The sequence below is a fragment of the Paenibacillus aestuarii genome (assembly GCF_027789125.1).
GTDB classification, from domain to species: Bacteria; Bacillota; Bacilli; order Paenibacillales; family NBRC-103111; genus Paenibacillus_E; species Paenibacillus_E aestuarii.
Map to the genome: position 1 here is coordinate 87,894 of NZ_JAQFVF010000022.1, position 22,159 is coordinate 110,052.

The following is a 22,159-nucleotide window of genomic DNA, read 5'->3' on the forward strand; positions in this document are numbered from 1 at the left end:
CCTTCGTGCTCCTTTCAACGAGCTGTTATTTTGTTCAGGACCCCATTATGCCTGTCTAACCTTAAAATAAGCTGAAGACTGGCTTAAGGCTTCATGAGGGGGGAGGATCAAAATCTTCCTGTTGCACATCAGCGCGTCCATTTAGTTTGTGTGCAAATTAATTGTTGACAAAGATATTCAACGGGAGTATGATGAACTCGTAAAGATTGCATACAAATTAATTTTGAAAAATAAAATGCAGCAGTTCAAAGGAGGCCATTCATATGCATCAAAAAGCCGTTATTATTGGAACCGGGCCGGCGGGATTGACCGCGGCGATTTATCTGGCGCGAGCCAACTTGTCACCGCTTGTTATTGACGGTATTCAGCCAGGGGGTCAGTTAACGACAACAACCGAGGTCGATAACTTCCCAGGCTTCCCGGATGGCATTATGGGGCCTGAGCTGATGGAGAACATGCGTAGACAGGCAGAGCGGTTCGGCGCCAATATGACAGCCGGCCGTGTCACCGAAGTCGATCTGTCCAAGCGTCCATTTACCCTTTTCCTTGAAGGCGGAGAGACGCTGACCGCGGACGCCGTCATTATTTCTACCGGCGCCTCGGCGAAGAAGCTCGGCATTATCGGTGAATCGGAGAATATCGGCCGCGGTGTCAGTACTTGCGCGACTTGCGACGGCTTCTTTTTCCGCAATAAAAAAATCATCGTCATCGGCGGGGGCGACACCGCAATGGAAGAAGCGCAGTTCCTGACCCGATTCGCTTCCGAGGTGCGCGTTGTACACCGCAGAAATGAATTAAAAGCATCCAAAATCATGCAAGATCATGCCCGCGGCAATGCCAAAGTCGCCTGGAGCTTAAACCGCACACCTGTTGAAGTGATGTCGGGACCGATGGGCGTAACCGGCCTGAAAGTGCTGAACAACGAAACCGGCGAAGAAGAGCTGTTGGAAGCGGACGGTGTCTTCCTGGCAATTGGCCATACGCCGAACACAGGCTTCCTAGGCGGACAGCTGCCAACGGATGAGCTGGGCTACTTGCAGGTTATTCCCGGAACTTCCAAAACGGCGATCCCCGGCGTATTTGCTTGCGGCGACGTGCAAGACCGCATTTATCGCCAAGCGATTACTTCTGCAGGCAGCGGAAGCATGGCCGCTCTGGATGCAGAGCGATATTTAACTGAATTGCAATTACACGCTTAATATCCCAAAGGAGGAATGAACGATGTCAGTGACACCAATTTCCGATGCAACAATCAGTAAAGAAGTAGAAGCTTTTGAAGGTACGGCTATCCTTGATTTTTGGGCACCTTGGTGCGGACCTTGCAAAATACAATTGCCGATTCTCGATGAACTGTCCGCAGAGCTAGGCGACGCCGTCAAAATTGTGAAAATCAATGTCGACGACAATCCGGAATCCGCCGCAAAATACGGGATCATGAGCATTCCGACGATTATGGTGTTCCGTGGCGGCAAAGTTGTTGAGCAGTTAACAGGCGTGCAGTCCAAGCAAACGCTCAAATCCATCGTTGAACAATTGTAATTCCAATTAGAAATAATTAATAAGGAGGATTTTATCATGAAACAATTAGTAGAACGCACAGGTGTAGCAACAGCGCTGGGACAGCCTATTACTTTGGTGGGGCCGGAATTGAAAGTAGGGGATAAAGCTCCTGACTTTACGTTAAATAAAGATTTGCTGACTGAGGTTAACTTGTCGGATTACGATGGCAAAATAAAGCTGATTTCCGTCGTACCGTCCCTGGACACAGGGACTTGCAGCGCACAGACACGCCGCTTTAACGTTGAAGCGGCTAACTTGGACGAGAACGTCGTCATCCTGACCGTTTCCGTCGACCTTCCGTTTGCCCAAGGCCGGTTCTGCGAAACAGCTGGCATCGATAAAGTCGTAACACTGACAGATTACAAGCACCGCTCTTTCGGCGAAGCCTATGGCGTGCTGATTAAAGAGCTGCAGCTCGATCAACGAGCCGTCTTTGTCTTGGATGCTGACAACACAATCCGCTATGTGGAGTACTTGGCGGAGATGGGCGAGCATCCGAACTATGACGCGGCTTTGGCTGCTTTGAAGGAGCTTGTTTAATATAGATGAGAAAAAGGCTGCCATTGTTGGCAGCCTTTTTTGTATGTGCGGGGCCCCGCTCGTCGGCAATGCTGTAGCCTAGCAAAATCGGACTTCAGAAGCAGCGTTCCTCGCGCTAAACCAGCTTGCTGCCCTTGTGCATGGCTTCGCCGCACAAGGGACACGCCTTCGCCGCACGCTGCGCTTCCTGCGGCGAAGAGATCCGCGCCCAAGCGTTGCACCGCCCGCTTGAGCACACCCACGCCGCGACGCGCTCGCCCGCGGCGCTCTTCACGCGCGCAACAGCCGCCTTGCTGGGGGCGGCTGCCGCGCGCACAGGGCCAGCCCCTACCGGGCTGGCCGCCACAGCTTTGTCCGCGCCAGGGAACGCGGACACAAGAAAGCGGGAAGGCTCCGCCTTCTTCCCGCGAAAAAACACCGGCGAGCTGATCAGCAGCTCCGCCTTAGCCCGAGTGACGGCGACGTAAGCGAGCCGCCGTTCCTCCTCCAACGCGGCGTCCGACTTGTCGCGCCGCGTGGCTCCTGCCAGCAGGACATCGTCCAGCTGGTCGGCCGCAAGCGCCGAGCTGTGCGGCATGTTGCCTTCGATCGCACAGAGCAGGTACACAATCGGGAACTCAAGACCCTTCGATTTGTGAATGGTCATAAGCGCGATTTTGTCTGCGCCGTGTTCTCTTTTGGCGGCATGCATTTCGTTGCGTTTTTCTGCGACTTCATGGATAAAATATAGAAACTGTTCCACCGTATCGAATCTCTTGGCGGATGCTTCCAACTCATCGAGCGTTTCCTTCAGCATTTCTTTGTGATGCGACAGCTTGCTGCGCTTATTCGTTTCCAGGAACGAATCATAGAAATCTTTGCGGATCGCTTGAATAGCCGTCAGAGGCTTCATATCAGCCAGTGATTTGATCAGCTTAATGCGGTTTTTAAGCTTTTCTTTTTGAAATTCTTTCAGCAGCGGCAGCCCGAGCAGATGAATAAGCGGCCACTTTTTCGCCTGAACCGCCTCTTGCTCCTGAATGATTCGCATGCCTTGCTCACGGCCGATGTACAAGCTGGGCAGCACGCCTTCCATAGCTTCAAAATTGCGACGCTCGTGAGATAGGCGGAGGTGATCGATGATGGGCTTGACCATCCATTGTTCGTAAAAGGAATCACTGCTGCCATAATCGATAAACGGCAAATTGTGCAAAATCAGCTGCTCAATGATCGCGCGGCTGTTGCTGGCGCTGCGGTAGAGGACAGCCATGTCGCCGTAGCGACCGCCCGCTTCGATCCGCTGGCGGATATCGTCAATCAGCCATTCTGCCTCGTCGTCGCTGCTGACCGGCCGGATGTACTGCGGCTTGCATTCGCTTTGACGCGTGGCGAGCAGCGTTTTGTTTTTACGCTGCACGTTATGCCGGATAATGGCGTTCCCCAGCCCGACAATGCTGGCCGTGGACCGGTAATTGATGTCCAGCGTAACCGTTTTGGCCGATTCATATTTCTCATGGAATTGCAAAATAAATTCGTTCCGTGCGCCGTTGAACGAGTAGATCGTCTGGTCATCGTCGCCGACGACCATCAGGTTATGATGGTGCTGAGCGATCATTTGAATGATCTCATACTGCACGGTGTTCGTATCCTGAAACTCATCGACGCTTATATACGTGAACTTGCGCTGCAAGGAGCGCAGCACATCCGGATTCGTTTGCAGCAGTTCGTGCGCCTTGACCAAAATATCGTCGAAATCCATCTTGTGCTGCTCGAGTTTCCATTGCTCATATGCCTGAAAAATCTGCTTGATTTCCTGCTCCTCTTCCGTCTTTTCCGGGAGCGTAGCGATATCTATCAGCTGCATTTTGTAAGAGGACAGCAGGGACAGCAGCACCTCAGGCTGATACGTATCTTGCAGCCCCTTACTGAGCAAGATGCGCTTGATGACGATTTGCTGGTAGCGGCTGTCACTAATGATTTCCTGCTCCCAGCCGTTCATGCGCAGCGTGCGAAGACAGAAGGCGTGAAACGTACGCACCTGCATCATCGCGGAAACACCGGGACCGAGACCCGGCATCCGGGTGATCCGCTCTCGCATTTCTTCAGCGGCCTTTTTGGAAAACGTGATCAGCAGCAGATTGCCCGGATGAATGCGATGGACGGATAGCAAATAGGCGACCCGGCAGACGAGGACGGTTGTTTTGCCGGATCCGGCGCCGGCTAAAGTAAGCAGCGGACCTTTGAAGTGACGCACCGCCTGTACTTGAGGCCGGTTCAAATGAATGCCTTGACGCTCCAGCTCGCGAAAGAATCCCGCATCGGTCTCTTCATCAGAGATGAAGTCCTGGCTGGTAGACAGCTGGGCCATACGGGCATGCGGAATCGGCCGCTTGGCCTCGTGACCGGTACCGAAGGGAGTAGGGTATAACGTATGTGTATGCAAAATGTATCACCTGTTCATGCGTTTCTAGGAGTATCCATTCTATCACATTTGCAAACGCAATAGGGGCATGTCATCATACAAGTAATACTTTCCATTTTTTTGCAAGGGTGGAGGTTTGAACTCATGATCGCTTATATCAAATTGCTATGGGGCCAATTTCTGCGGGATGATGCGCTGGGACTGGCCGCGCAGTGCTCCTACTTTTTTTTGCTATCGATATTTCCTTTCTTAATCTTCGTGATCAGCTTGCTCGGTTACTTGCCGTTCACAACCCAGGATGTCATTGCTCTGGTTCATGAGTATACGCCTGTGGCGGTCGCCGGATGGCTGGAAGATACGCTATCCAGCTTGTTGGATGTGAAGCGGGGCGGGACGCTGTCATTTGGCTTAATTTTCTCGTTGGTGAGTGCCAGCGCGGCGATGAATGCAATCGTCCTTGCCGTCAATAAAGCTTACGGCTTGCCCGAACGAAAAAGCTTCATCCACTCACGTTTTTTGGCTGTCATGCTGACGATCGGCATGCTCATTGTCATTGCCTCGGCGCTGGTGTTGAGCGTGTTCGGCCATTATATCGGCGATTGGATGCACGCTCACGTTCATATTCCAATGACGCATGTCGATGTGTGGAACAATTTACGTTGGATTGTCAACTTTATTATCGTGTCCATCGTCTTTATCGGCATCTATTACATTGCTCCGAACACCTGTTTGACCTGTAAAAGCGTGCTCCCAGGGGCGCTGTTCGCCAGTGTCGGCTGGCAGGCAACTTCTTTGGGATTCTCCTACTATGTTAATAATTTTACGAGCTACAGCACCACTTATGGAAGTCTAGGGGGCGTAATCGTTCTGATGACCTGGTTTTACATATCAGCGCTTCTCATCATTGTCGGCGGGGAGATTAACGCCTTACGGCACATCCGATTGCAAAAGAATTGAAAGTCTGCCATCAGGGACAGACATAGACCTTCCATGAGCTAATATATTTAGAAGCGGAGGGTATTATGGGGAGGTGTTCCTGGTGTCAAATGCGTTTGTTGCACGTTCGCTGGATGAGATTCGCTTTTGGTCGCGCATTATGAAAGAACACTCGCTCTTTTTGAAGCTGGGCTTCCGCTGTGATGATACGCAGCTCATTCAGGAGGCTAATCAATTTTACCGCGTTTTTGAGGAGATTGAGGCCAAAGCGCAAGCGTTCACTGTGCAGACGGATCCTGAAACGATCAAACGGTTTAATATTGAAGTACATACCTCAATCACCTATATTTGGGCCTTCAAAAGAAGGGTGCTGGGCCTCATTCTTCAGTGCCAGCTTCCTGGGGCCAACAATTTCCCATTGCTTGTTGATCACACAAGCAGGGAGGCCTACTATTTCAGAAATCGTCTGGAAGAGCTAAATGCAGGCCGTTTGGAGCCCCTGCCAGACGCGATTATTGATGAGAACGTGTTCTTTTTACGGATTATGGCCGATCATGCCAAATTCATCGGACATCTGTTGGATCCGTCGGAGCGCTCGCTTGTGGAGCAGGCGAGGAATTTCAGCCATGATTTTGACCAGCTGCTGTACCAAGCGGTTGACCTGAGTTCGATGCGGCCACAATCGCAAACACAGCCTTTGCTCGATCAATTCCTTGACCAGAACCGGGTCTCCGTCAAGTCGTTGCGTGATTTCAAGAAAACCGCCAGCGAGTTAATCGACGCCTGTCGAATCAAAAGCATTATTCACCCGCTGCTCGCGGATCACGTGTTCCGAGAGGCGGAGAGATTTTTGGAAATTATTGATATGTTTGAGGCCAGTTTGACCGGTAAGCCGGCGATATAACTAAGAAGCTGTTTGAAGATCGGATGCCGATGTTCAAACAGCTTTTTTGTTCGAGTAAAACCTCTCATTTAAGGGGAAATTATAAAAAACTGTCACACATGGAGGCTTTTGATCTTGAAAAGTCAAACGAAGCAATTGTCCATCTTCGCTTTAGGCGGCGTAGGGGAAATCGGAAAAAACATGTATGCCATCCAGTATGCGGACGATATCGCCGTGATCGATTGCGGCTCCAAATTCCCTGACGAAAGCCTGTTAGGCATTGATCTGATTATTCCCGATATTACCTACCTGATCGAAAACAGCGAGAAAGTCCGGGCGCTGATCATTACCCACGGGCATGAGGATCATATCGGCGGGATTCCCTATGTCATGAAGCAGTTAAATATACCGATTTATGCGACCCGGTTAACGATGGGGTTGATTGAGGTGAAGCTAAAAGAGGCCGGGCTGCTTGCCGATACGGAGCGGCATGTGATTCATGCGGAGACAAGCCTGACATTAGGGGCGTTAACAGCTACGTTCTTCAGGACAAACCACAGCATTCCCGACTGTCTGGGAGTAGCCTTTCACACACCGGAAGGTACTGTCGTTCATACAGGCGATTTCAAATTCGATCTGACACCGGTAAGCGGTCAGTATCCAGATCTGCATCGGATGGCCACGATTGGCAGCAGCGGCGTCCTCGCCTTGCTTTCCGAGAGCACCAACGCCGAGCGTCCCGGCTTCACACCGTCAGAAAGAATTGTAGGCGAATCCATTGCAGAAGCTTTCATTAAAGCAAAGCAAAAAGTATTCCTATCCACATTCGCGTCCAATGTGCACAGGCTGCAGCAGGTCATTGATGCGGCGATGCTGACAAATCGCAAGCTGGCGCTGCTGGGGCGCAGCATGGTGAATGTCGTCAGGATCGCATCTGAGCTCGGTTATTTGACGATTCCCGAGGGCCTCTTGATCGAAGCGAATGAGGTGGGCGGGCTGGCTCCGGAAAGGGTTGCGATCCTCTGTACCGGCAGCCAGGGAGAACCGATGGCGGCGTTGTCGCGGCTGGCCAGCAACAGCTACCGCCAGGTCGAGGTGCTGGCAGGGGATACCGTCATCCTTGCGGCCACCCCGATTCCGGGCAATGAACGGAATGTGGCGCGAACCGTAGATAATTTGCTGCGTTTAGGCGCCAAGGTGATCTATGGCTCGGGCACAGTCACCGGGATGCATGTCTCGGGTCATGCCAGCCAGGAAGAACTCAAGCTCATGCTGACGCTCATGAAGCCCCGATATTTTATTCCGATTCACGGCGAGTTCCGCATGCTCCATCAGCATGGCCTTCTGGCGGAAGCGGTCGGCGTCGAACCGGGGAACACCTTCATTCTAAACAACGGTGACATCGTAGATATCGAGAACGGCCTCGCACGGCAGGCCCGCAAAATTACAGCGGGGAATACGCTCGTCGACGGCTGGGGGATCGGCGATGTCGGTAATATTGTACTGCGCGACCGCAAGCATCTGTCCGAAGACGGTATTCTCGTCGTGGTCGTCACGCTGAGCAAAACGGATAGTAAGATTTTGTCGGGCCCGGATATTATCTCGCGGGGGTTTGTTTATGTACGGGAATCGGAGGGGCTGCTCGATGAAGCGTCGCGGATCGTTTCGGGGACGATCTCTAAGCTGTTAGCGGAGAATGTCAATCAGTGGAATACCATCAAGGTAAGCGTCAAGGATGCGTTAGGGCGGTACCTGTATGAACATACGGGGAGAAGGCCGGTTATTTTGCCGATCATTATGGAAATATGAACTTGAAAGCCCCTCGCCTGATGGATCAGGCAAGGGGCTTTCAAGTTCTAAACTTTTTCCACTTTCATTAGGTTCGTTGTTCCTGATTTGCCGATCGGAATACCGGCGGATACGACCGTGAGGTCGTCCTTTTTCACGTAACCGAGTGCTTCCGCTTGGGTGATCGCTTGGCGTATCAACGCATCCGTGGAGTCGCTGATTTCGCCGCGAATCGGAATGACACCCTGCACCATACTCAGGTAGTTAATTGTGTATTCATTTGACGTGATCGCCAGAATCGGCGCTTCCGGCCGGTATTTGGCGATCATGCGGGCAGTAAAGCCGCTCTCGGTTGGCGTCAAAATCGCCGCGGCGTGCAGCTTATTGGACGTCGAGACTACCGATTGGCACAGTACTTCGGTCACCTCGTTATTCGATTGCAGTTGGGCATCGAGGGCAGAACGGTGCTCCATCGTCTGCTCGACGCGCTCTGCGATCTGCGCCATCATCGTTACAGCCTCGACGGGATACTTGCCGGCAGCTGTCTCTCCGGACAGCATGACGACGTCACTGCCGTCGAGTACCGCGTTGGCCACGTCGCTGACTTCGGCGCGTGTCGGGCGAGGATTGCGCTGCATCGAGTCGAGCATCTGCGTTGCGGTAATAACCGGCTTGCCGGCCAAGTTACAAGCGCGGATCATATCTTTTTGCGCGATCGGAACTTCTTCGGTTGGAATCTCCACACCGAGGTCGCCGCGCGCTACCATGATGCCGTCGGAAGCTTCGAGAATGGAGGCGAAGTTGTTGATACCTTCTTCATTCTCGATCTTCGATACGATCGGCGTGAAGCCGGCACCGTGCTGCTCCAGAATGTGGCGCACTTCGCGGACATCGTCGCCGTTGCGCACGAAGGACATGGCGACGATCGAAATATTTTCCTCGACGCCGAATTTCAAATGCATAATATCCCGTTCCGTAACTCCCGGCAGGGAGCAGCGAACGCCAGGCAGGTTGACACCTTTGCGCTGTTTCAGCACGCTTTGGTTCAGCACGGTGCACGTCACTTCGGTACCGTCCACCATTTCTACGCGCAGTTCAATGGAGCCGTCATCGATCAGCACCAGATTGCCAGGCTGCACGTCTTGCGGAAGACCCGGATAGTTGACGGATACACGCTGGCCATCGCCAATAATTTGTTCGGTGGTGAGCACGATGGTGTCGCCTTTTTGCAGGTCGTAGGAAGCGCCTTGCAATTGTCCGATTCGTATCTCTGGCCCTTTGATATCCATGAGAATGGGTATGGTGACACCAAGCTCTTGGGCAGCCTGGCGAACTCGGGCAATACGGCCGCGGTGCTCGTCCAAATCGCCGTGAGCCATATTTAAACGGGCGACGCTCATGCCCGCAAGGATTAATTGTTTCAAGGTAGGGACGGAATCGCAAGCAGGTCCCATTGTGCAAATGATTTTCGTTTTACGCATCGGGTGTAGTCTCCCTTTCGGAAATTAGATATCGATTTATGTTTATTGTAGTCTTAATTTCCCCGTACATCCATGAAATATAGTATGCTATATGTACTATAGTACGGAGTGTGGTTGGCGTGCAGGTGATTAAGGTTATCTATGACAAAACGAGCAACTGGTATCTCGAAGAACAAGCTGCTCCCTATTGGACCCTTGTCCTAATGACGTATGGGAAGTGTGTGTATTGGGTGGGGGGAAGCGGAGGGGAGCATAAACAGCTGCTGGAGAAAGGGCAGTGGCTGCTGATTCCTTGCGGGATGGCGTACTACGGCAAAAGCGTGCCCACGCAGCTGCATGAGAAATACGTCGTGCAATTTGCGACAAACCGCATGCTGGAACCGCTCCCGCTCATTTCGTCCATGCAGCTGATCAGCGGCTCGACAGGCAAATATGACTATATGCTCGATCGGCTGCGCTCGATGTACCGCCAATGGCACGACAAACAGCCCTATTACCAGACGCTGTGCGAAGCGCTGCTGCAAGAGCTGTTTGTGCATTTGCAAAGGGAGCAGGATCAAGGGCAGATCCCGAATGCCGCCATGCAATGTGTGGAGCAAATGAAGGCGTATATCCAGAGTCACTATCGGGAGCACGTGACCAAGGAGGAACTTGGCGCTTGCACAGGCAAGTCGCCGAATTATGCAGCCTCCTTATTCAGTAAGGTGACCGGCCAGACGATTAGCGAGTACGTGAACACGACTCGCATGAAGACGGCGGTCTATATGCTCAGGCATTCGGCACTGACTGTAACAGAGATCGCAGAGTTCGTCGGCTACAGCGATCCGTCGTACTTTTATAGGGTATTCAGGCGCCTTACCGGGCTCGTGCCGACCGATCTGGTGGCAGATCGGGAAGTCGTGCGCAAATAGGTCTTACATCGTGCCTCCGCCGCGTCTGACTTCCGGTGGGATTTGTTCTGGACCTTTATTGATGTACTGGTAAATAAATGTGCCGACACTGGCATCGTCATATGTGGTCAGCTGCATCGTTTTGGTCCAAGCATTCACGACCACTTCTTTGTCGCTTGGCACATCAGGGTTCGGTACAGCGAGAACGCCGGCACCGGCTTTTTTGAAATTGGCCAGATATTTCAGTTTGTCCTGTAATTCGGCAGGGGCATCCGGATGGAAATATATAATGATATCGCCATGCTCCAGGTTATGGACCAACTTCTCATACGGCGGTTTCTCCGTGTAAAAGCCGAACTTCAAATCGTGAGGGCTGTGTGTGCCCGATGTCGGGATCTTCATTTCGTATTTCAACGGCATTTCGGAGTGGTCGCGTCCATAATCTTTATCCGTCGTGACCTCGATCGGCGCATTGAAATTCAATTTCTCGATGCTGTATTTGCTGGAGGCTTGCTGAATTAGCGACGTGCCGATAAACAGAACGGCCAGCGTCGTAAGCACATGCGAAATCATCATCAGCTGCTTCTGCTTCTTATGCAGAGCCTGCTTCTCCGCCTTCTTCAACCGGGCTGAATTGGCTTGGTTCGTCCGTGCAGCAAGAACATAGCCCACAACGGCTAAAACAACGATCGCAATGCCGGCATAGAGTAAAACGGACATCCAAACCGATCCTTGCTGCAAGCTTGTTTGTTCCATGTGTTATGCTCCTTTTTGATTAGTAAAAAGTATAAGAATGTACACTACATATTGTAGTTTGATGGGGTAGATTAGTCAAATTCCAGTAGCTGCTAACGGCAAAAAGCAATCTCACCCAGGTTTCACCAAGATGAGATTGCTTTTCGCGTTGGGCGTTTAGCGGCCCCATTTCAGCATCATCGTTAACGAACAGCAGTGCGACTCCTGCGGCACCGGATCGATTTTAAACTGAATCGCGCTAGGGGTATACGTCGTTTGGATTGGCTCGGCAATCCCAAACGTGTGTACGATCCGTTCAACTTCCTGTTGATTGCCGGCTTGAGCCGCTGTCATCAGCTGGTGCGCGATTTGCTTATCTTTGAGCTTGCTTAGTACGATGGTGGCATCGTTCACGATTTTTTGAAGAGAAGTAACGGAATGCTCGAGCATATTCGTATTTACCGGCGGCATTTCCCGATTCGATTCCGGATAGGAGGGAGGGTGACCGAACAGCTCGGGCGGGTAGCTGGCATAGGGATAATAAGTATGGCGGAAAGGGTCCCAGTAATAAGCGGGAGGATAGTTCATCGGTGTGCTCCTTCAAGTTTCTAACTTCAATACACCCTATCAATATATGTGAGCCCTAGGCTGGTGTGCACGTCAAAGCAAAAGCAGCTGGCCTCCGAAGAGGGCCAGCTGCAAATAAGTCAACTTATGGACGTTTCATGGTTACAAAGCTTGTTGCCGTTTTACCTGTAGGGGATACAGCGTTTAGTTCGAAGGATTTTACGTTGCCAGATACACGAACGATTCCATTTGTATCAACCGTTACTGTTCCAACAGCACCTTGCGCATCGTCACCACTGATATGAGTTACCGTGAAAACATTCCCCAATGCGAAGTTGTAATCTTCAACTTCACTATTTTCATACTCGATACCATAGTTGTCTGTTACTTTAAGTTTCATTTCATTAAATGCATCGAAAATATCGGAATATACGCCGCCTGTAACAGTCATTGTACGGTCAAAAGAAGTGTTGTCAGCTTTCATGGTCGATGCTGTTACGGCATCGCTCTTCACGTTAACTGTCACACTAAGCTGCTTAGGATCGTTGTTGCCGATTTGAACCATTACGGTAACGACCGCTGTACCTACTTTATTACCAATCACATAGGCGTGATGGTCAGCAGATAGACCGACTTTGGCAATGCTGGAATCCGAAGAATGAACGGATTGAACGATACCTGGGACGGCAACATCGTCACCGGCTGCATTTTTCACTTTAATCTTGATTTCTTTAGCCAACATGCTCTTCGTAGGATCTTCAGCAGACGCTTGATCAGGCGCTGTAGCCGTCAAACCACTATCGATGACATTGGCGATTGTGTAGTCACCATCTACGGCAATATTGCCATCGGAAACCGGAGTTGTCGTGACGGTAAAGGTAGCCGTCGCTGTTTTAATCGTACTCGCATCCAAACCGCCCAAAGTAACGGTATAGTTACCTGCAGCCAGAGCGCCGCCTGTTATTGTCAGTGTTGCGGACTTGCCGTCAGCAGCCCACTCGGTTGTAGTATTGACCGCAGAAGTATCTTTATTCAAGGCCAGCGTAGCTTTGCTAGTATCCACTTGTTTGTTCAATGTTACTGTCACTTTCAGCAGGTCGGAAGAAGCTTGTGCGCCAGTTACAGAAACCAATGTTTGGTTTTGGTCATTAAAAGCTTGTTGTGCGGCATAGGAGCTTTGAACAAGGTCAGCGCGGGTCGCCGCTTGATCGCCTGCTTTGCCGGCAGCATGGATGCCCAGATCTGTCGCTTGTTTCACAGCGTCTGCAAACCAAGGCGTGCCGCTAACGTTCACTTTTTTGCCGAGACCTTTAAGCAGAACTGTATCTAACTGACCTGTCGTTACAGAGTCGCCTGGAATGAAAGTTGTGTCCGTCACGCCGTCAATGAGTCCGGCCTTTTTCGCAGCTTCGATATAAGGGATCGCCCAGCCGTTGGCAGGATCGTCTGCTTTAACGTCGCTAAAGCTGGAAACTTTTACGGAAGTGTCCACGTTGATGCCGTAGATCAGTGTCGCTACTTTTGCGAATTGTGCGCGTGTCATATTTTGGTCAATACCGAAAGTATCATTCGATACACCTTCGAAAATGCCGGCGGATACCATCGCGTCAATCTTTGCTTTCAAACCTGCGTCAATGCCGTTCAAATCCGTGAAGTCCGCAGAAGAATTAGCAGCGAAAGCCGTCGAAGAAAGCATAGACAATGCTGCTGCTGTCAAAGCGATGGTTTTCAATGTGTTTTTCATAGTACCTCCTAATAGTTGAAGTATAATAGAATTGGATGAATGCCTTATTGCTTCGTGCACTTGCTCTGTGCTTATAACTATACAATGCAGGATAAAGTAAGTCATTGTCAAATTCTTGGCAGTCCGGGAATAAGAGTGCTAAGTCTAAAAGATGCTGCGAATCTATCATTCGGCGGAAATTTTTTGCTTTGAAAAGCCTATTTGCGAAACCTAAATCCTTCATGCACAATATAAATATGATAAGAAGAAATTGATTCTTTATAAGAATGGGAGTGATCCGTTCATGATGGATTTGAAACAAGCCATCCTGGAGCGACGCAGCATTGGTAAAGTTAAATCCGATCCTGTTGATCAAGCATTAATTGAAGAAATCCTTGAGGCGGCTATATGGGCGCCTAACCATGCACATACAGAGCCATGGCGTTTCTGGGTGATGACAGGGGAAGGACGCAAGCTGCTCGCCCGCGGCTATGCGGAGGTTGCGATGGCGGAATCGGGGACCCTCACAGAAGAAGAGACCGCGCAAATTCACGCCAATCAGGAAAAAAAGGCGTTTCGTGCGCCTGTCGTGATCGCGGTGGCCGTCTCGCCGTCAGCGAATCGGGTTGTTCCTGAGATCGAAGAATACGCCGCGGCGCATGCAGCGGTCCAAAACATGCTGCTGACCGCCCATGCTTTGGGCTTGGGGGCAATATGGCGCACCGGGGAACCGACTTATCACGCGAAAATGAAAGAAACGTTCGGACTCCAAGGCAAAGAGGATCTCGTCGGATTCATTTATATCGGGTACCCCGATATGCCGTCAGCACCTAAAGCCGTGCGCTCGCCTTTCGCACAGAAAACAGTTTGGGTGAGTGAGTAAATAACAAAAAATCCTCCAAAACCACGATCACCGTGGGATTGGAGGATTTTTTTCTTTATTTCAGCGCAACAGCGATTTGCGCCGCGGTTTGCGCGTTGTGGTACACGAGGGCAATGTTCGTTTCCAGGCTGCGCCCTTCAGTCAACTGCTTGATGCGGGCGAGCAGGAACGGCGTTACTTTTTTGCCGGTAATGTTCTGCTCCTTCGCTTCGTTCAGCGCCTGCTGGATGACACCCTCGATCTCATCATGGTTCATCGCAGATTCCGCCGGAACCGGATTGGCGATAATCGCGCCGCCGTTCAGACCAAGCTCCCACTTCGTGCGGAGCATGCTCGCTACTTCGGACGGCTCGTCAAGGCGGAAGTCTACGCCATAGCCGCTCTCGCGGGCATAGAAGGACGGGAACTCGCTCGTCTTATAGCCGACAACAGGTACGCCGTGCGTCTCGAGAAACTCCAGCGTGCGGCCGATGTCGAGAATCGACTTCGCTCCGGCACAGACGACAGCCACATTGGTCTGAGCAAGCTCAGTCAAGTCGGCGGAGACGTCCATCGTCACTTCGCCTTCGCGGTGTACGCCGCCGATGCCGCCTGTGGCGAACACTTTAATGCCGGCCAGCGCAGCGCCAATCATCGTAGCCGATACCGTCGTTGCACCGATTTTGCCGGATGACAATATGTGCGCGAAGTCGCGGCGGCTCACTTTTTCAACGTTCGCGTTGGTGGCAAACTCTTCGAGCTCTTGATCATTCAGGCCGATTTTAATTTTACCGCCCATGATGCCGATCGTGGCCGGAACCGCGCCGTTGTCGCGAATAATTTGCTCGACCTTTTTGGCCATCTCCATGTTTTGCGGGTAAGGCATGCCGTGGGAAATAATTGTCGTTTCCAGAGCGACAACAGGTTGGTTATTGGCTAAAGCCGCTTTCACTTCATCGGTAAAAGTCAGGTATTGTTTCATAGGGTTCAGACTCCTTTATAAGTAGTTGTGATATGAGTTAATCGTTCTTTACTGAGCTCGCTGGCCACGGATTCCGCAGTTTCCAGCGTGATATGCGAGGCGGCAATCCCGCTAAGACAAGCTTCCATATAAGACTGGTGATGCAGGACACCATAGGCGACACCGGCGACAAGCGCGTCTCCTGCGCCTGTAACTTCCACGACCTGGGTCGGAATCGGCGGGAAGAGGCGGCTGCCTTCTTCGCCATGGTACATCACCCCTTGGCTGCCCAGCGTAATGAAGACATGCTTCACGCCGCGTTCACAAATCGCCTTCGCGACCTCGGCCAGATCAGGATCAGCTGTAATCGCGATGCCTGCCATTTGGCATGCTTCCTCGAGGTTCGGAAAGATGGCGGTTACGCCTTGCAGGTTCAGCGGGAGCTTCTTGGCCTTTTCCGAGGACACGGGGTCTACGAAAAGGGGAACACCTTCTTCGCCGCATCGTTTCACCAGCTCTTCGAGCGTGTCGGCAGGCAGGTTCGTATCCGCGATGACCAGCGCCGCTGCGGCGATGTGCGACCATTTTTCCCGCAGGAGGTCAGGAGAGCATCTGTCGTAAATTTCCATGTTGGCAAAAGCGAGAAACATCTCGCCCGTTGCATCCAGCAGCGCCGTATACATACCGGTCCGTTCACCGGGCAGTACGATCGATTGGCTGACGTCAACGCCGCGCGTCTTCGTTTCTTCCAGCACCCACTGTCCGGCTTTGTCATCACCGACGACGGTAAGCAAAGCTGCCTTGCAGCTTAATTTCGCGAGGGTCTCTGCAATATTGCGAGCAACGCCGCCGCACGATTCCTTGACGGTGACCGGGTTCGAGGAGGCGAGACGAATCGCCTGCTTGCTGCTTGCTTTGCTGTCTAGGTTGGCGCCGCCGATGCACATGACCGTGTTGTCGTCCGCTGTGATATAGGCACGGCCCCGGATGACGCCTTTTCTCGTCAGCGCGGCGATATAACCAGCGACAGCGGAGCGCGAAATGCCGATCGCACCTGCGATTTCGTGCTGGGAGATGAACGGATTTTGCCGGATAAGCGTTAAAATTTGCTGTTCCCGATCCATGAGCGGCTCCCTCCTTGTGTCTGATAAATATAGTGTAACGCGACTCTAAACATTTGTCTATATGATAAACATATGTTTATGAGTGGGAAGAGAAAAGGGAAAAGGAGCTTGTTCCATAAAGCGGAAACAAGCTCCTTCATGAGCAACCCTTAGCTATACACGTGAATTTCGTGAACGGTTGACGAATAGTCCCAACAGTCCGAAGAGGCCGAGCAGCCCCCAATAGTTGTGGCTAGCGGGAGACTGATTCGCTGTGTCGCTGAGTGTTCGGTATGCTGTCGGCGGTGTCACGCCAAATGAGGCAGCTCGTCCGCCCTCGCTCGATAAGGTACGAACATTGGCTTCGGCCCCCGGCATACCGAACGGATTCGTATCATAGAACGTTGGCGAGCCAATCTTTGCCGCCTCCCAGCGGTCCACTTGCGCAACGACTTGCTGGGCGTGCGGATGCGTGTGCTGATAGTGGGCTCCAAGCAGAGCCGAAAACGATAAGAACGAAACTGAGGCAAGCTTCAGGAAACGGGAAAACATGCGCATACCTCCAACGATATCTGTATTGCATGAACCCATGCAGGTATGGCTAGCTTTCCTCTTCCTATTGAAAGTTATGTGTACCACCAAAGCATCCCCCCCCCGGAGGAGAAGATGCTTCGGTATAATTGACGACTCACCGCTTGACGACATTAAAATTATTATCAATCAGCAGCCAGTTCTGCGGGAAGCTCAGCCCGAGCTTCCAGTAGCTGATGCCGCGCAGGTTCAGTTCTTTGAGCAGATTGAACTTGGCTTGGATCGAACGTGCATCTTCGAACCACACCGTATGCTCTTTGCCGGCGTCATCCCAATAATTGAAATGCGGCGCCTGCGCGGTTTGATCGTACAGGATCTGTGCGTTGAACCTGCGCGCGAGAGCGATCGCCGCTTGCGGGCTGACCGCTTTGGCAAAAGGCCCGCCTTTGACATAAGGCAGCGTCCAGTCGTAGCCGTACAGATTTTGCCCCATCATAATCTTCGAGGATGGCATTTCGGTCAGGGCGTACTCAAGCACTTTGCGTACAGGGCCAATCGGCGATACGGCCATCGGCGGGCCGCCGCTGAAGCCCCACTCATACGTCATAATGACGACGAAATCGGCGATTTCGCCATGCGCTTTATAATCGTGGGCCGTATACCATTCTCCGGCTTGCGCCGCGCTCGTTTTTGGGGCAAGCGCGGTGGACATCAGGTATCCTTCCTGATGAATTTGTGCCGCCGCTTTGCGCAAGAACGCGTTGTAGGCTTCGCGGTCGCTCGGGTGCAGATGCTCGATGTCAAAATGAATATCCCGGAACCCGTATTGCTTGGCCGTGGATTTAATCGTATCGAGCAGGCGATTCTGCACAGTCTGGTCCGTGAGGATGATGTGTCCGAGCTCGGCGCTGAACTGGTCATGCTCCAGATTCGTTACGACCATCATCAGCGTCACGCCTTGCTGCGCGGTGATTGCATGCAAATCATCGAGCGGCGGCGCGTGAAGGGTGCCGTCTCTTTGAATGCGGAAGCTGAAAGGGGCCAGATAGGTAAGATGCGGCGCAGCTTCCTTGGCTGAATTGATCAGCGTTTGGGATACGCTGCTTCCCCGGGGTTCGAGATAGGCATTGACTTCAGCCTGGGTCCGCGGAAACGGGGGGATATAGAGCCGGAAGCCCGCTGACAACGATTGATTCGGGCGCAAGCCATTGACCGAGATGAGCGTTTGCAAATCAACGCCTAATTTGCGGGCGATCTGGTACAGGCTCTCGCCGGGTCGCACCCAGTAATACGATCCGACGATCGGAATGACCAATGCCTGTCCGATAACCAGCGTTTGACTGGGGTCGATTTCATTGGCCGCGGCGATTGTGTCCACAGGTAAGCCATACTCTTGCGATATGCGATATAACGTTTGTCCCTTCTGGACAACGTGAATTTGCATGGGAACTCCTCCTTGGGCTGTCGCTTCTCATTGCTTTACCTTATTCCTTGCCGACGCAATAGGTGTATGTCCTGTATATTCAGGTTTCGGTACTACTGGAAAATAGTACTAGTTGGCTTATGCTTTATCTTCTATGATTACATCAAGAACAAGAAATCAATAAGCCGCACGGGCGGCTGGGAGGTTAACGCATATGTTTACAAAAGGGAAGCGAAATACATCTGCATTTACATTCATGGCTTGGGCGTCATTTATAGGGGCATTCTTGGCGATGTTCATCGGCATCTATACGTTGGATGAAGTGCTCAGCGTCAAAGGCTATTACGCGGTAACAGCGCTGTTTCTGACCATGTCCTCCTTCGTGCTGCAGAAAGTTGTGCGAGATAATATGGAAGACAGTAATAATGGGCGTAAAAGGAATACACCGTCCTTCACATTCCTGGCTTGGAGCTCGTTCGGCTTGGCGCTTCTCGGGATGTTCATCGGCATTATCAATCTGGAGGAGCCGCTTTCGGTCAAAGGTTACTACGCCGTTACAGCGTTGTTCCTGACGATGTCATCCTTCGTATTGCAAAAAACGATCCGCGATAACACGGAGGACGAAGGATCGCTTCATGTTCACATGGAGTCCGGGGAAGAGGTATAAAATGTGGAAGCGTCTGCGGCTGGTGGCCGGCAGGCGCTTTTTTTCTTGACCTTAACCTTGCGTCAGGGTTTACGTTAGAACAAACGAAGGAGGTATTGCACAATGTCAAGAGACGAACGCATTTATCAAGACCGGGCGGATATGTATGAAACCCTGATTAGCCATCAACCCAGTTTAGCTAACGTCATTCATGAAATAAGACCTTATCGGGATCAGGATGTAGCCGATCTCGGGGCAGGGACAGGCCGATTGACGCTGGCTCTGGCTGATGCGGCGAAGTCGGTGGTCAGCCTCGACAGTTCGCCGGTGATGCTGCAGCAGTTGGAGAAGCGGCTGCAGGATCAGATGCATGCCAACTGCAGGACCGCAGTGGCGGATCATCGCCAGCTGCCGCTGGAGGCCGCCTGCGTCGATCTCGTCGTAGCGGGCTGGAGTCTGTGCTATCTGGCGAGCAACAACCATGCGGACTGGCAGGCCAACCTGCAGCAGATGCTGGCTGAGATCGATCGCATCCTGCGCCCCGGCGGCACGGCGATCATCTTCGAAACGTTAGGGACAGGCTATGAAGAGCCGGTTCGGTATGATTTTTTGCAGCCCTATTTCCATGAGCTTGAGCATAAATACGGCTTTCAGCATGAGTCCATCCGGATGGACTATAAGTTCCGGGACGCCAAGGAAGCGGAGTCGCTGACGAGGTACTTCTTTGGTGCGGAGCTGGCGGATAAGGTCGCTGCACAGCAATGGGGGGTTGTGCCTGAGTTCGCAGGCGTGTGGTATAAGCATAAGAAGTAAAAAAACAAACAACCTCGACGCTTATTTGTTAGGCCAGAGGTTGTTTTGTTTTGATTTTTATTTTATCAAACTTTTCATTCCGAAAGCTGCTTAACGGCGTATGTGTGTCTGTTTTTGGAGGAATTTTCCACATGGTGATGGAATGCTGTATCTATAAGCCAGCATAAGCCTTGGGGTGATCTTGTGGAAGAAGGACATATTCGACAAATTATTGGTATACTGGGTGCTGATGAGCTTCTGGAGCCCGAAACGTACGGTTTTGCCATTAACGGTCATAAGCTGTTGAAGCAAGCTTGGCGGGATCATCAGGATACGAACAATCTGTTCATCGGTCCAGTACTGGCGCGAAAGACGAGGCAGATCGTCTCGATGGTGCGAGAAGCGGAAGGCCAAATCGTAGCTGCGCAGGAAGGCTATTTAGAGAAAATTATCGATAATTATAAAGTGTTGTTTTTCTACCCCCCCGTTAGCCAACCGCTTACCCTTGAGTTTTACCGGCTAGGTTCGGAAGGGTTTCCATGGCCGGAAATCAAAGCATGCTTTGATCACAAATGGCCTTTTGTGTTAACGGAGAAGAAGCTGTGCTACCTGCATCAGGAATATGAATTGCGCGAAGGGGACAGCGATTTTGATACGATCGTAGATGTCTGGAACGCGATCCACAGAAACAAGCTCAGGCTTGAAATTGTTGACGGCATCTACGAAGGCCAAGGATGTCTCGTGAATTCCTACACACTGACGAACGGCGACAATGTGCTCGTCTTCATGCCGCAAGGATCGCTGGAAATTCGCTATATGCCCAGCTGACAATACAAAAGGACCGCAGCCCTGGTAGATTATTACCTCGGGCTTGCGGTCCTTTTCATATTATTAGGCGTTGATCAGATATTGGTTCAACGTTGCTTTAAGCAATTCCAAACGGCCGGATTGGTTCGTAATGTTGTGGCTGTTCTCAAGCGCGTAAGCTTCCAGCGTCTTGAAGTTCGCTTTGCCGGACACGATGTCGGCACCGATGCCGGATTTGAAGGAAGCGTAACGTGTGTCTAAGACGTTGTCGAAGACGCGATCTTCAATCAGCTTCGCTGCTACTTGCAAACCACGGGCAAAAGAATCCATACCTGCGATATGCGCGTAAACGACGTCAACCGGCTCGAAGGACGTACGGCGAACTTTCGCATCGAAGTTTACGCCGCCGCGGCCGATGCCGCCTTCGTTGGACAAGATTTCGTACATAGCGAGCGTTGTGGAGTACAGATCCGTAGGGAACTCATCTGTATCCCAGCCGAGCAGCATGTCGCCTTGGTTCGCATCAATGGAACCGAGCACACCGTTCACACGCGCTACGCGCAGCTCGTGCTCGAATGTGTGGCCGGCAAGTGTCGCATGGTTCGCTTCAAGGTTTAATTTGAAGTACGGCAGCAGGTCGTATTTTTGCAAGAACGACAACGTAGTTTGCGCATCGAAGTCGTATTGGTGCTTGGATGGCTCTTTTGGCTTAGGCTCGATCAGGAACTGGGCGTCAAAGCCGATTTCTTTGGCATAGTCAACAGCCATGTGCAAGAAGCGGGCCAGGTTGTCAAATTCCAAGCCAAGGTCCGTGTTCAGCAGCGTTTCGTAGCCTTCGCGGCCGCCCCAGAACACATAGTTTTCAGCACCAAGCTCTTTACCATGCTCCAACGCTTTCTTCACTTGTGCTGCTGCATAAGCGAAGACGTCAGCATTGTTCGTTGTCGCTGCGCCATGCACGAAGCGTGGGTTCGTGAACATGTTAGCTGTATTCCAAAGCAGCTTCTTGCCTGAAGCTTTCATGTTGTCTTTGATTAAAGCAACGATTTCGTCCAGGTTGCGGTTCGTTTCTTGCAGAGTGTCGCCTTCAGGCGCAATGTCACGGTCGTGGAATGCGAAGTAATCAACGTCCAGAATGTTCAGAAGCTCGAAGCAAGCTTCAACGCGGGCTTTGGCCAGATCCATGCCGGAGAATTTATCCCAGTCGCGAAGAGCAGTGCCGCTGCCAAACGGATCGGAACCGTTAGCGGAGAAGGAGTGCCAGTAAGCGATTGCAAAGCGCAGATGTTCGCGCATTGTTTTGCCTAGAATAACTTGCTCAGGATTGTAGAATTTAAAAGAAAGCGGGTTCGTCGATTGCTTGCCCTCAAACTGGATTTTTTGAATGTTGTTAAAGTAGCTCATGAATTCAGCCTCCAAAAATAGAGTTTGTAACTGCTTATGTAGTCATCATAACATCATTCAGAAAGTTTGTAAATTCATTAAACAAACTTAGTTCGTGCATCCCTAATTGATTCGTGTTAAAATCAG

General features: G+C 51.5%; 20 protein-coding genes and 2 pseudogenes. 12 read left to right on the forward strand and 10 right to left on the reverse strand.

Going from position 1 to position 22,159, the window contains the following annotated elements; genetic code table 11:
* The first annotated feature begins 263 nt into the window (after window positions 1-263).
* Genes trxB through tpx form a run of 3 tightly spaced genes read left to right on the forward strand, consistent with a single transcriptional unit; the run spans window position 264 to window position 2,100 of the window.
* Complete coding sequence (gene trxB / locus O9139_RS07735; protein ID WP_270878880.1) at window positions 264-1,199, forward strand: thioredoxin-disulfide reductase; 936 nt, start codon at window positions 264-266, stop codon at window positions 1,197-1,199.
* 22 nt (window positions 1,200-1,221) lie between these two features.
* Window positions 1,222-1,539, forward strand: a complete 318-nt coding sequence (gene trxA, locus O9139_RS07740) for a thioredoxin (RefSeq protein WP_270878881.1) — start codon at window positions 1,222-1,224, stop codon at window positions 1,537-1,539.
* Between the two features lie 36 nt (window positions 1,540-1,575).
* Window positions 1,576-2,100 (forward strand): thiol peroxidase, encoded by a 525-nt coding sequence (tpx, locus tag O9139_RS07745; protein ID WP_270878882.1) that lies wholly within the window; start codon window positions 1,576-1,578, stop codon window positions 2,098-2,100.
* 115 nt (window positions 2,101-2,215) lie between these two features.
* Here the strand turns inward: tpx and O9139_RS07750 are convergent, their stop codons facing one another.
* A complete protein-coding gene (locus O9139_RS07750; RefSeq protein WP_270878883.1) occupies window positions 2,216-4,522 on the reverse strand; it encodes a UvrD-helicase domain-containing protein in 2,307 nt (768 codons plus the stop codon).
* 123 nt (window positions 4,523-4,645) lie between these two features.
* Here O9139_RS07750 and O9139_RS07755 point away from each other — a divergent pair, with 123 nt between their 5' ends.
* From O9139_RS07755 to O9139_RS07765, 3 genes are all read left to right on the forward strand, one after another.
* Window positions 4,646-5,458, forward strand: coding sequence for a YihY/virulence factor BrkB family protein (locus O9139_RS07755; protein ID WP_270878884.1), 813 nt, complete (start codon window positions 4,646-4,648; stop codon window positions 5,456-5,458).
* Window positions 5,459-5,540: 82 nt separating this feature from the next.
* Window positions 5,541-6,341, forward strand: coding sequence for a DUF2935 domain-containing protein (locus O9139_RS07760; protein ID WP_270878885.1), 801 nt, complete (start codon window positions 5,541-5,543; stop codon window positions 6,339-6,341).
* A 114-nt stretch (window positions 6,342-6,455) separates the two neighbouring features.
* Complete coding sequence (locus O9139_RS07765; RefSeq protein ID WP_377525855.1) at window positions 6,456-8,129, forward strand: ribonuclease J; 1,674 nt, start codon at window positions 6,456-6,458, stop codon at window positions 8,127-8,129.
* A 47-nt stretch (window positions 8,130-8,176) separates the two neighbouring features.
* On the opposite strand, the gene pyk is transcribed toward O9139_RS07765, so the two are convergent.
* Window positions 8,177-9,589, reverse strand: coding sequence for a pyruvate kinase (gene pyk, locus O9139_RS07770; protein WP_270878886.1), 1,413 nt, complete (start codon window positions 9,587-9,589; stop codon window positions 8,177-8,179).
* Window positions 9,590-9,708: 119 nt separating this feature from the next.
* Here pyk and O9139_RS07775 point away from each other — a divergent pair, with 119 nt between their 5' ends.
* Window positions 9,709-10,500 carry a helix-turn-helix transcriptional regulator gene (locus O9139_RS07775; RefSeq protein ID WP_270878887.1) on the forward strand — a complete coding sequence of 264 codons (792 nt, stop codon included), beginning with the start codon at window positions 9,709-9,711 and terminating at the stop codon, window positions 10,498-10,500.
* 3 nt (window positions 10,501-10,503) lie between these two features.
* Here O9139_RS07775 and O9139_RS07780 read toward each other — a convergent pair whose 3' ends face one another.
* From O9139_RS07780 to O9139_RS07790, 3 genes are all read right to left on the reverse strand, one after another.
* Window positions 10,504-11,235, reverse strand: a complete 732-nt coding sequence (locus O9139_RS07780) for a DUF3105 domain-containing protein (RefSeq protein WP_270878888.1) — start codon at window positions 11,233-11,235, stop codon at window positions 10,504-10,506.
* Between the two features lie 156 nt (window positions 11,236-11,391).
* Window positions 11,392-11,802, reverse strand: coding sequence for a hypothetical protein (locus O9139_RS07785; RefSeq protein ID WP_270878889.1), 411 nt, complete (start codon window positions 11,800-11,802; stop codon window positions 11,392-11,394).
* A gap of 124 nt (window positions 11,803-11,926) precedes the next feature.
* Window positions 11,927-13,525, reverse strand: a complete 1,599-nt coding sequence (locus O9139_RS07790; protein ID WP_270878890.1) for an S-layer homology domain-containing protein — start codon at window positions 13,523-13,525, stop codon at window positions 11,927-11,929.
* Window positions 13,526-13,811: 286 nt separating this feature from the next.
* On the opposite strand from O9139_RS07790, the gene O9139_RS07795 reads away from it, so the two are divergent.
* Window positions 13,812-14,387, forward strand: a complete 576-nt coding sequence (locus O9139_RS07795; protein ID WP_270879037.1) for a nitroreductase family protein — start codon at window positions 13,812-13,814, stop codon at window positions 14,385-14,387.
* A 55-nt stretch (window positions 14,388-14,442) separates the two neighbouring features.
* On the opposite strand, the gene O9139_RS07800 is transcribed toward O9139_RS07795, so the two are convergent.
* From O9139_RS07800 to O9139_RS07815, 4 genes are all read right to left on the reverse strand, one after another.
* Window positions 14,443-15,348: a pseudouridine-5'-phosphate glycosidase gene (locus O9139_RS07800; RefSeq protein WP_270878891.1), complete on the reverse strand. Its 906-nt coding sequence runs from the start codon at window positions 15,346-15,348 to the stop codon at window positions 14,443-14,445.
* Between the two features lie 5 nt (window positions 15,349-15,353).
* On the reverse strand, window positions 15,354-16,451 hold the full coding sequence (locus O9139_RS07805) for a carbohydrate kinase (RefSeq protein ID WP_270878892.1): 1,098 nt from the start codon (window positions 16,449-16,451) through the stop codon (window positions 15,354-15,356).
* A gap of 153 nt (window positions 16,452-16,604) precedes the next feature.
* Window positions 16,605-16,982, reverse strand: coding sequence for a hypothetical protein (locus tag O9139_RS07810; protein WP_270878893.1), 378 nt, complete (start codon window positions 16,980-16,982; stop codon window positions 16,605-16,607).
* Between the two features lie 136 nt (window positions 16,983-17,118).
* Window positions 17,119-18,405, reverse strand: a complete 1,287-nt coding sequence (locus O9139_RS07815; RefSeq protein WP_270878894.1) for a glycoside hydrolase family 18 protein — start codon at window positions 18,403-18,405, stop codon at window positions 17,119-17,121.
* A gap of 193 nt (window positions 18,406-18,598) precedes the next feature.
* Between O9139_RS07815 and O9139_RS07820 the strand changes: the two are divergent.
* From O9139_RS07820 to O9139_RS07835, 4 genes and pseudogenes are all read left to right on the forward strand, one after another.
* A pseudogene (locus tag O9139_RS07820) lies at window positions 18,599-18,832 on the forward strand (YiaA/YiaB family inner membrane protein); the annotation flags it as partial.
* A 15-nt stretch (window positions 18,833-18,847) separates the two neighbouring features.
* A pseudogene (locus tag O9139_RS07825) lies at window positions 18,848-19,051 on the forward strand (YiaA/YiaB family inner membrane protein); the annotation flags it as partial.
* Window positions 19,052-19,153: 102 nt separating this feature from the next.
* Window positions 19,154-19,843 (forward strand): class I SAM-dependent methyltransferase, encoded by a 690-nt coding sequence (locus tag O9139_RS07830; protein WP_270878895.1) that lies wholly within the window; start codon window positions 19,154-19,156, stop codon window positions 19,841-19,843.
* 183 nt (window positions 19,844-20,026) lie between these two features.
* Window positions 20,027-20,650: a hypothetical protein gene (locus tag O9139_RS07835; protein WP_270878896.1), complete on the forward strand. Its 624-nt coding sequence runs from the start codon at window positions 20,027-20,029 to the stop codon at window positions 20,648-20,650.
* Between the two features lie 63 nt (window positions 20,651-20,713).
* On the opposite strand, the gene xylA is transcribed toward O9139_RS07835, so the two are convergent.
* The gene (gene xylA / locus O9139_RS07840; protein WP_270878897.1) at window positions 20,714-22,033 is read right to left on the reverse strand and encodes a xylose isomerase; all 1,320 of its coding nucleotides are present in this window, start codon (window positions 22,031-22,033) and stop codon (window positions 20,714-20,716) included.
* Window positions 22,034-22,159 lie beyond the last annotated feature (126 nt).

Excerpts from the sequence above, each read along its gene's own strand:
- trxB (WP_270878880.1), top strand. The coding sequence starts at position 264 with ATGCATCAAAAAGCCGTTATTATTGGAACCGGGCCGGCGGGATTGACC.
- trxA (WP_270878881.1), top strand. The coding sequence starts at position 1,222 with ATGTCAGTGACACCAATTTCCGATGCAACAATCAGTAAAGAAGTAGAA.
- tpx (WP_270878882.1), top strand. The coding sequence starts at position 1,576 with ATGAAACAATTAGTAGAACGCACAGGTGTAGCAACAGCGCTGGGACAG.
- O9139_RS07755 (WP_270878884.1), top strand. The coding sequence starts at position 4,646 with ATGATCGCTTATATCAAATTGCTATGGGGCCAATTTCTGCGGGATGAT.
- pyk (WP_270878886.1), bottom strand. The coding sequence starts at position 9,589 with ATGCGTAAAACGAAAATCATTTGCACAATGGGACCTGCTTGCGATTCC.
- O9139_RS07780 (WP_270878888.1), bottom strand. The coding sequence starts at position 11,235 with ATGGAACAAACAAGCTTGCAGCAAGGATCGGTTTGGATGTCCGTTTTA.
- O9139_RS07785 (WP_270878889.1), bottom strand. The coding sequence starts at position 11,802 with ATGAACTATCCTCCCGCTTATTACTGGGACCCTTTCCGCCATACTTAT.
- O9139_RS07790 (WP_270878890.1), bottom strand. The coding sequence starts at position 13,525 with ATGAAAAACACATTGAAAACCATCGCTTTGACAGCAGCAGCATTGTCT.
- O9139_RS07795 (WP_270879037.1), top strand. The coding sequence starts at position 13,812 with ATGGATTTGAAACAAGCCATCCTGGAGCGACGCAGCATTGGTAAAGTT.
- O9139_RS07800 (WP_270878891.1), bottom strand. The coding sequence starts at position 15,348 with ATGAAACAATACCTGACTTTTACCGATGAAGTGAAAGCGGCTTTAGCC.
- O9139_RS07805 (WP_270878892.1), bottom strand. The coding sequence starts at position 16,451 with ATGGATCGGGAACAGCAAATTTTAACGCTTATCCGGCAAAATCCGTTC.
- O9139_RS07810 (WP_270878893.1), bottom strand. The coding sequence starts at position 16,982 with ATGTTTTCCCGTTTCCTGAAGCTTGCCTCAGTTTCGTTCTTATCGTTT.
- O9139_RS07815 (WP_270878894.1), bottom strand. The coding sequence starts at position 18,405 with ATGCAAATTCACGTTGTCCAGAAGGGACAAACGTTATATCGCATATCG.
- O9139_RS07830 (WP_270878895.1), top strand. The coding sequence starts at position 19,154 with ATGTCAAGAGACGAACGCATTTATCAAGACCGGGCGGATATGTATGAA.
- xylA (WP_270878897.1), bottom strand. The coding sequence starts at position 22,033 with ATGAGCTACTTTAACAACATTCAAAAAATCCAGTTTGAGGGCAAGCAA.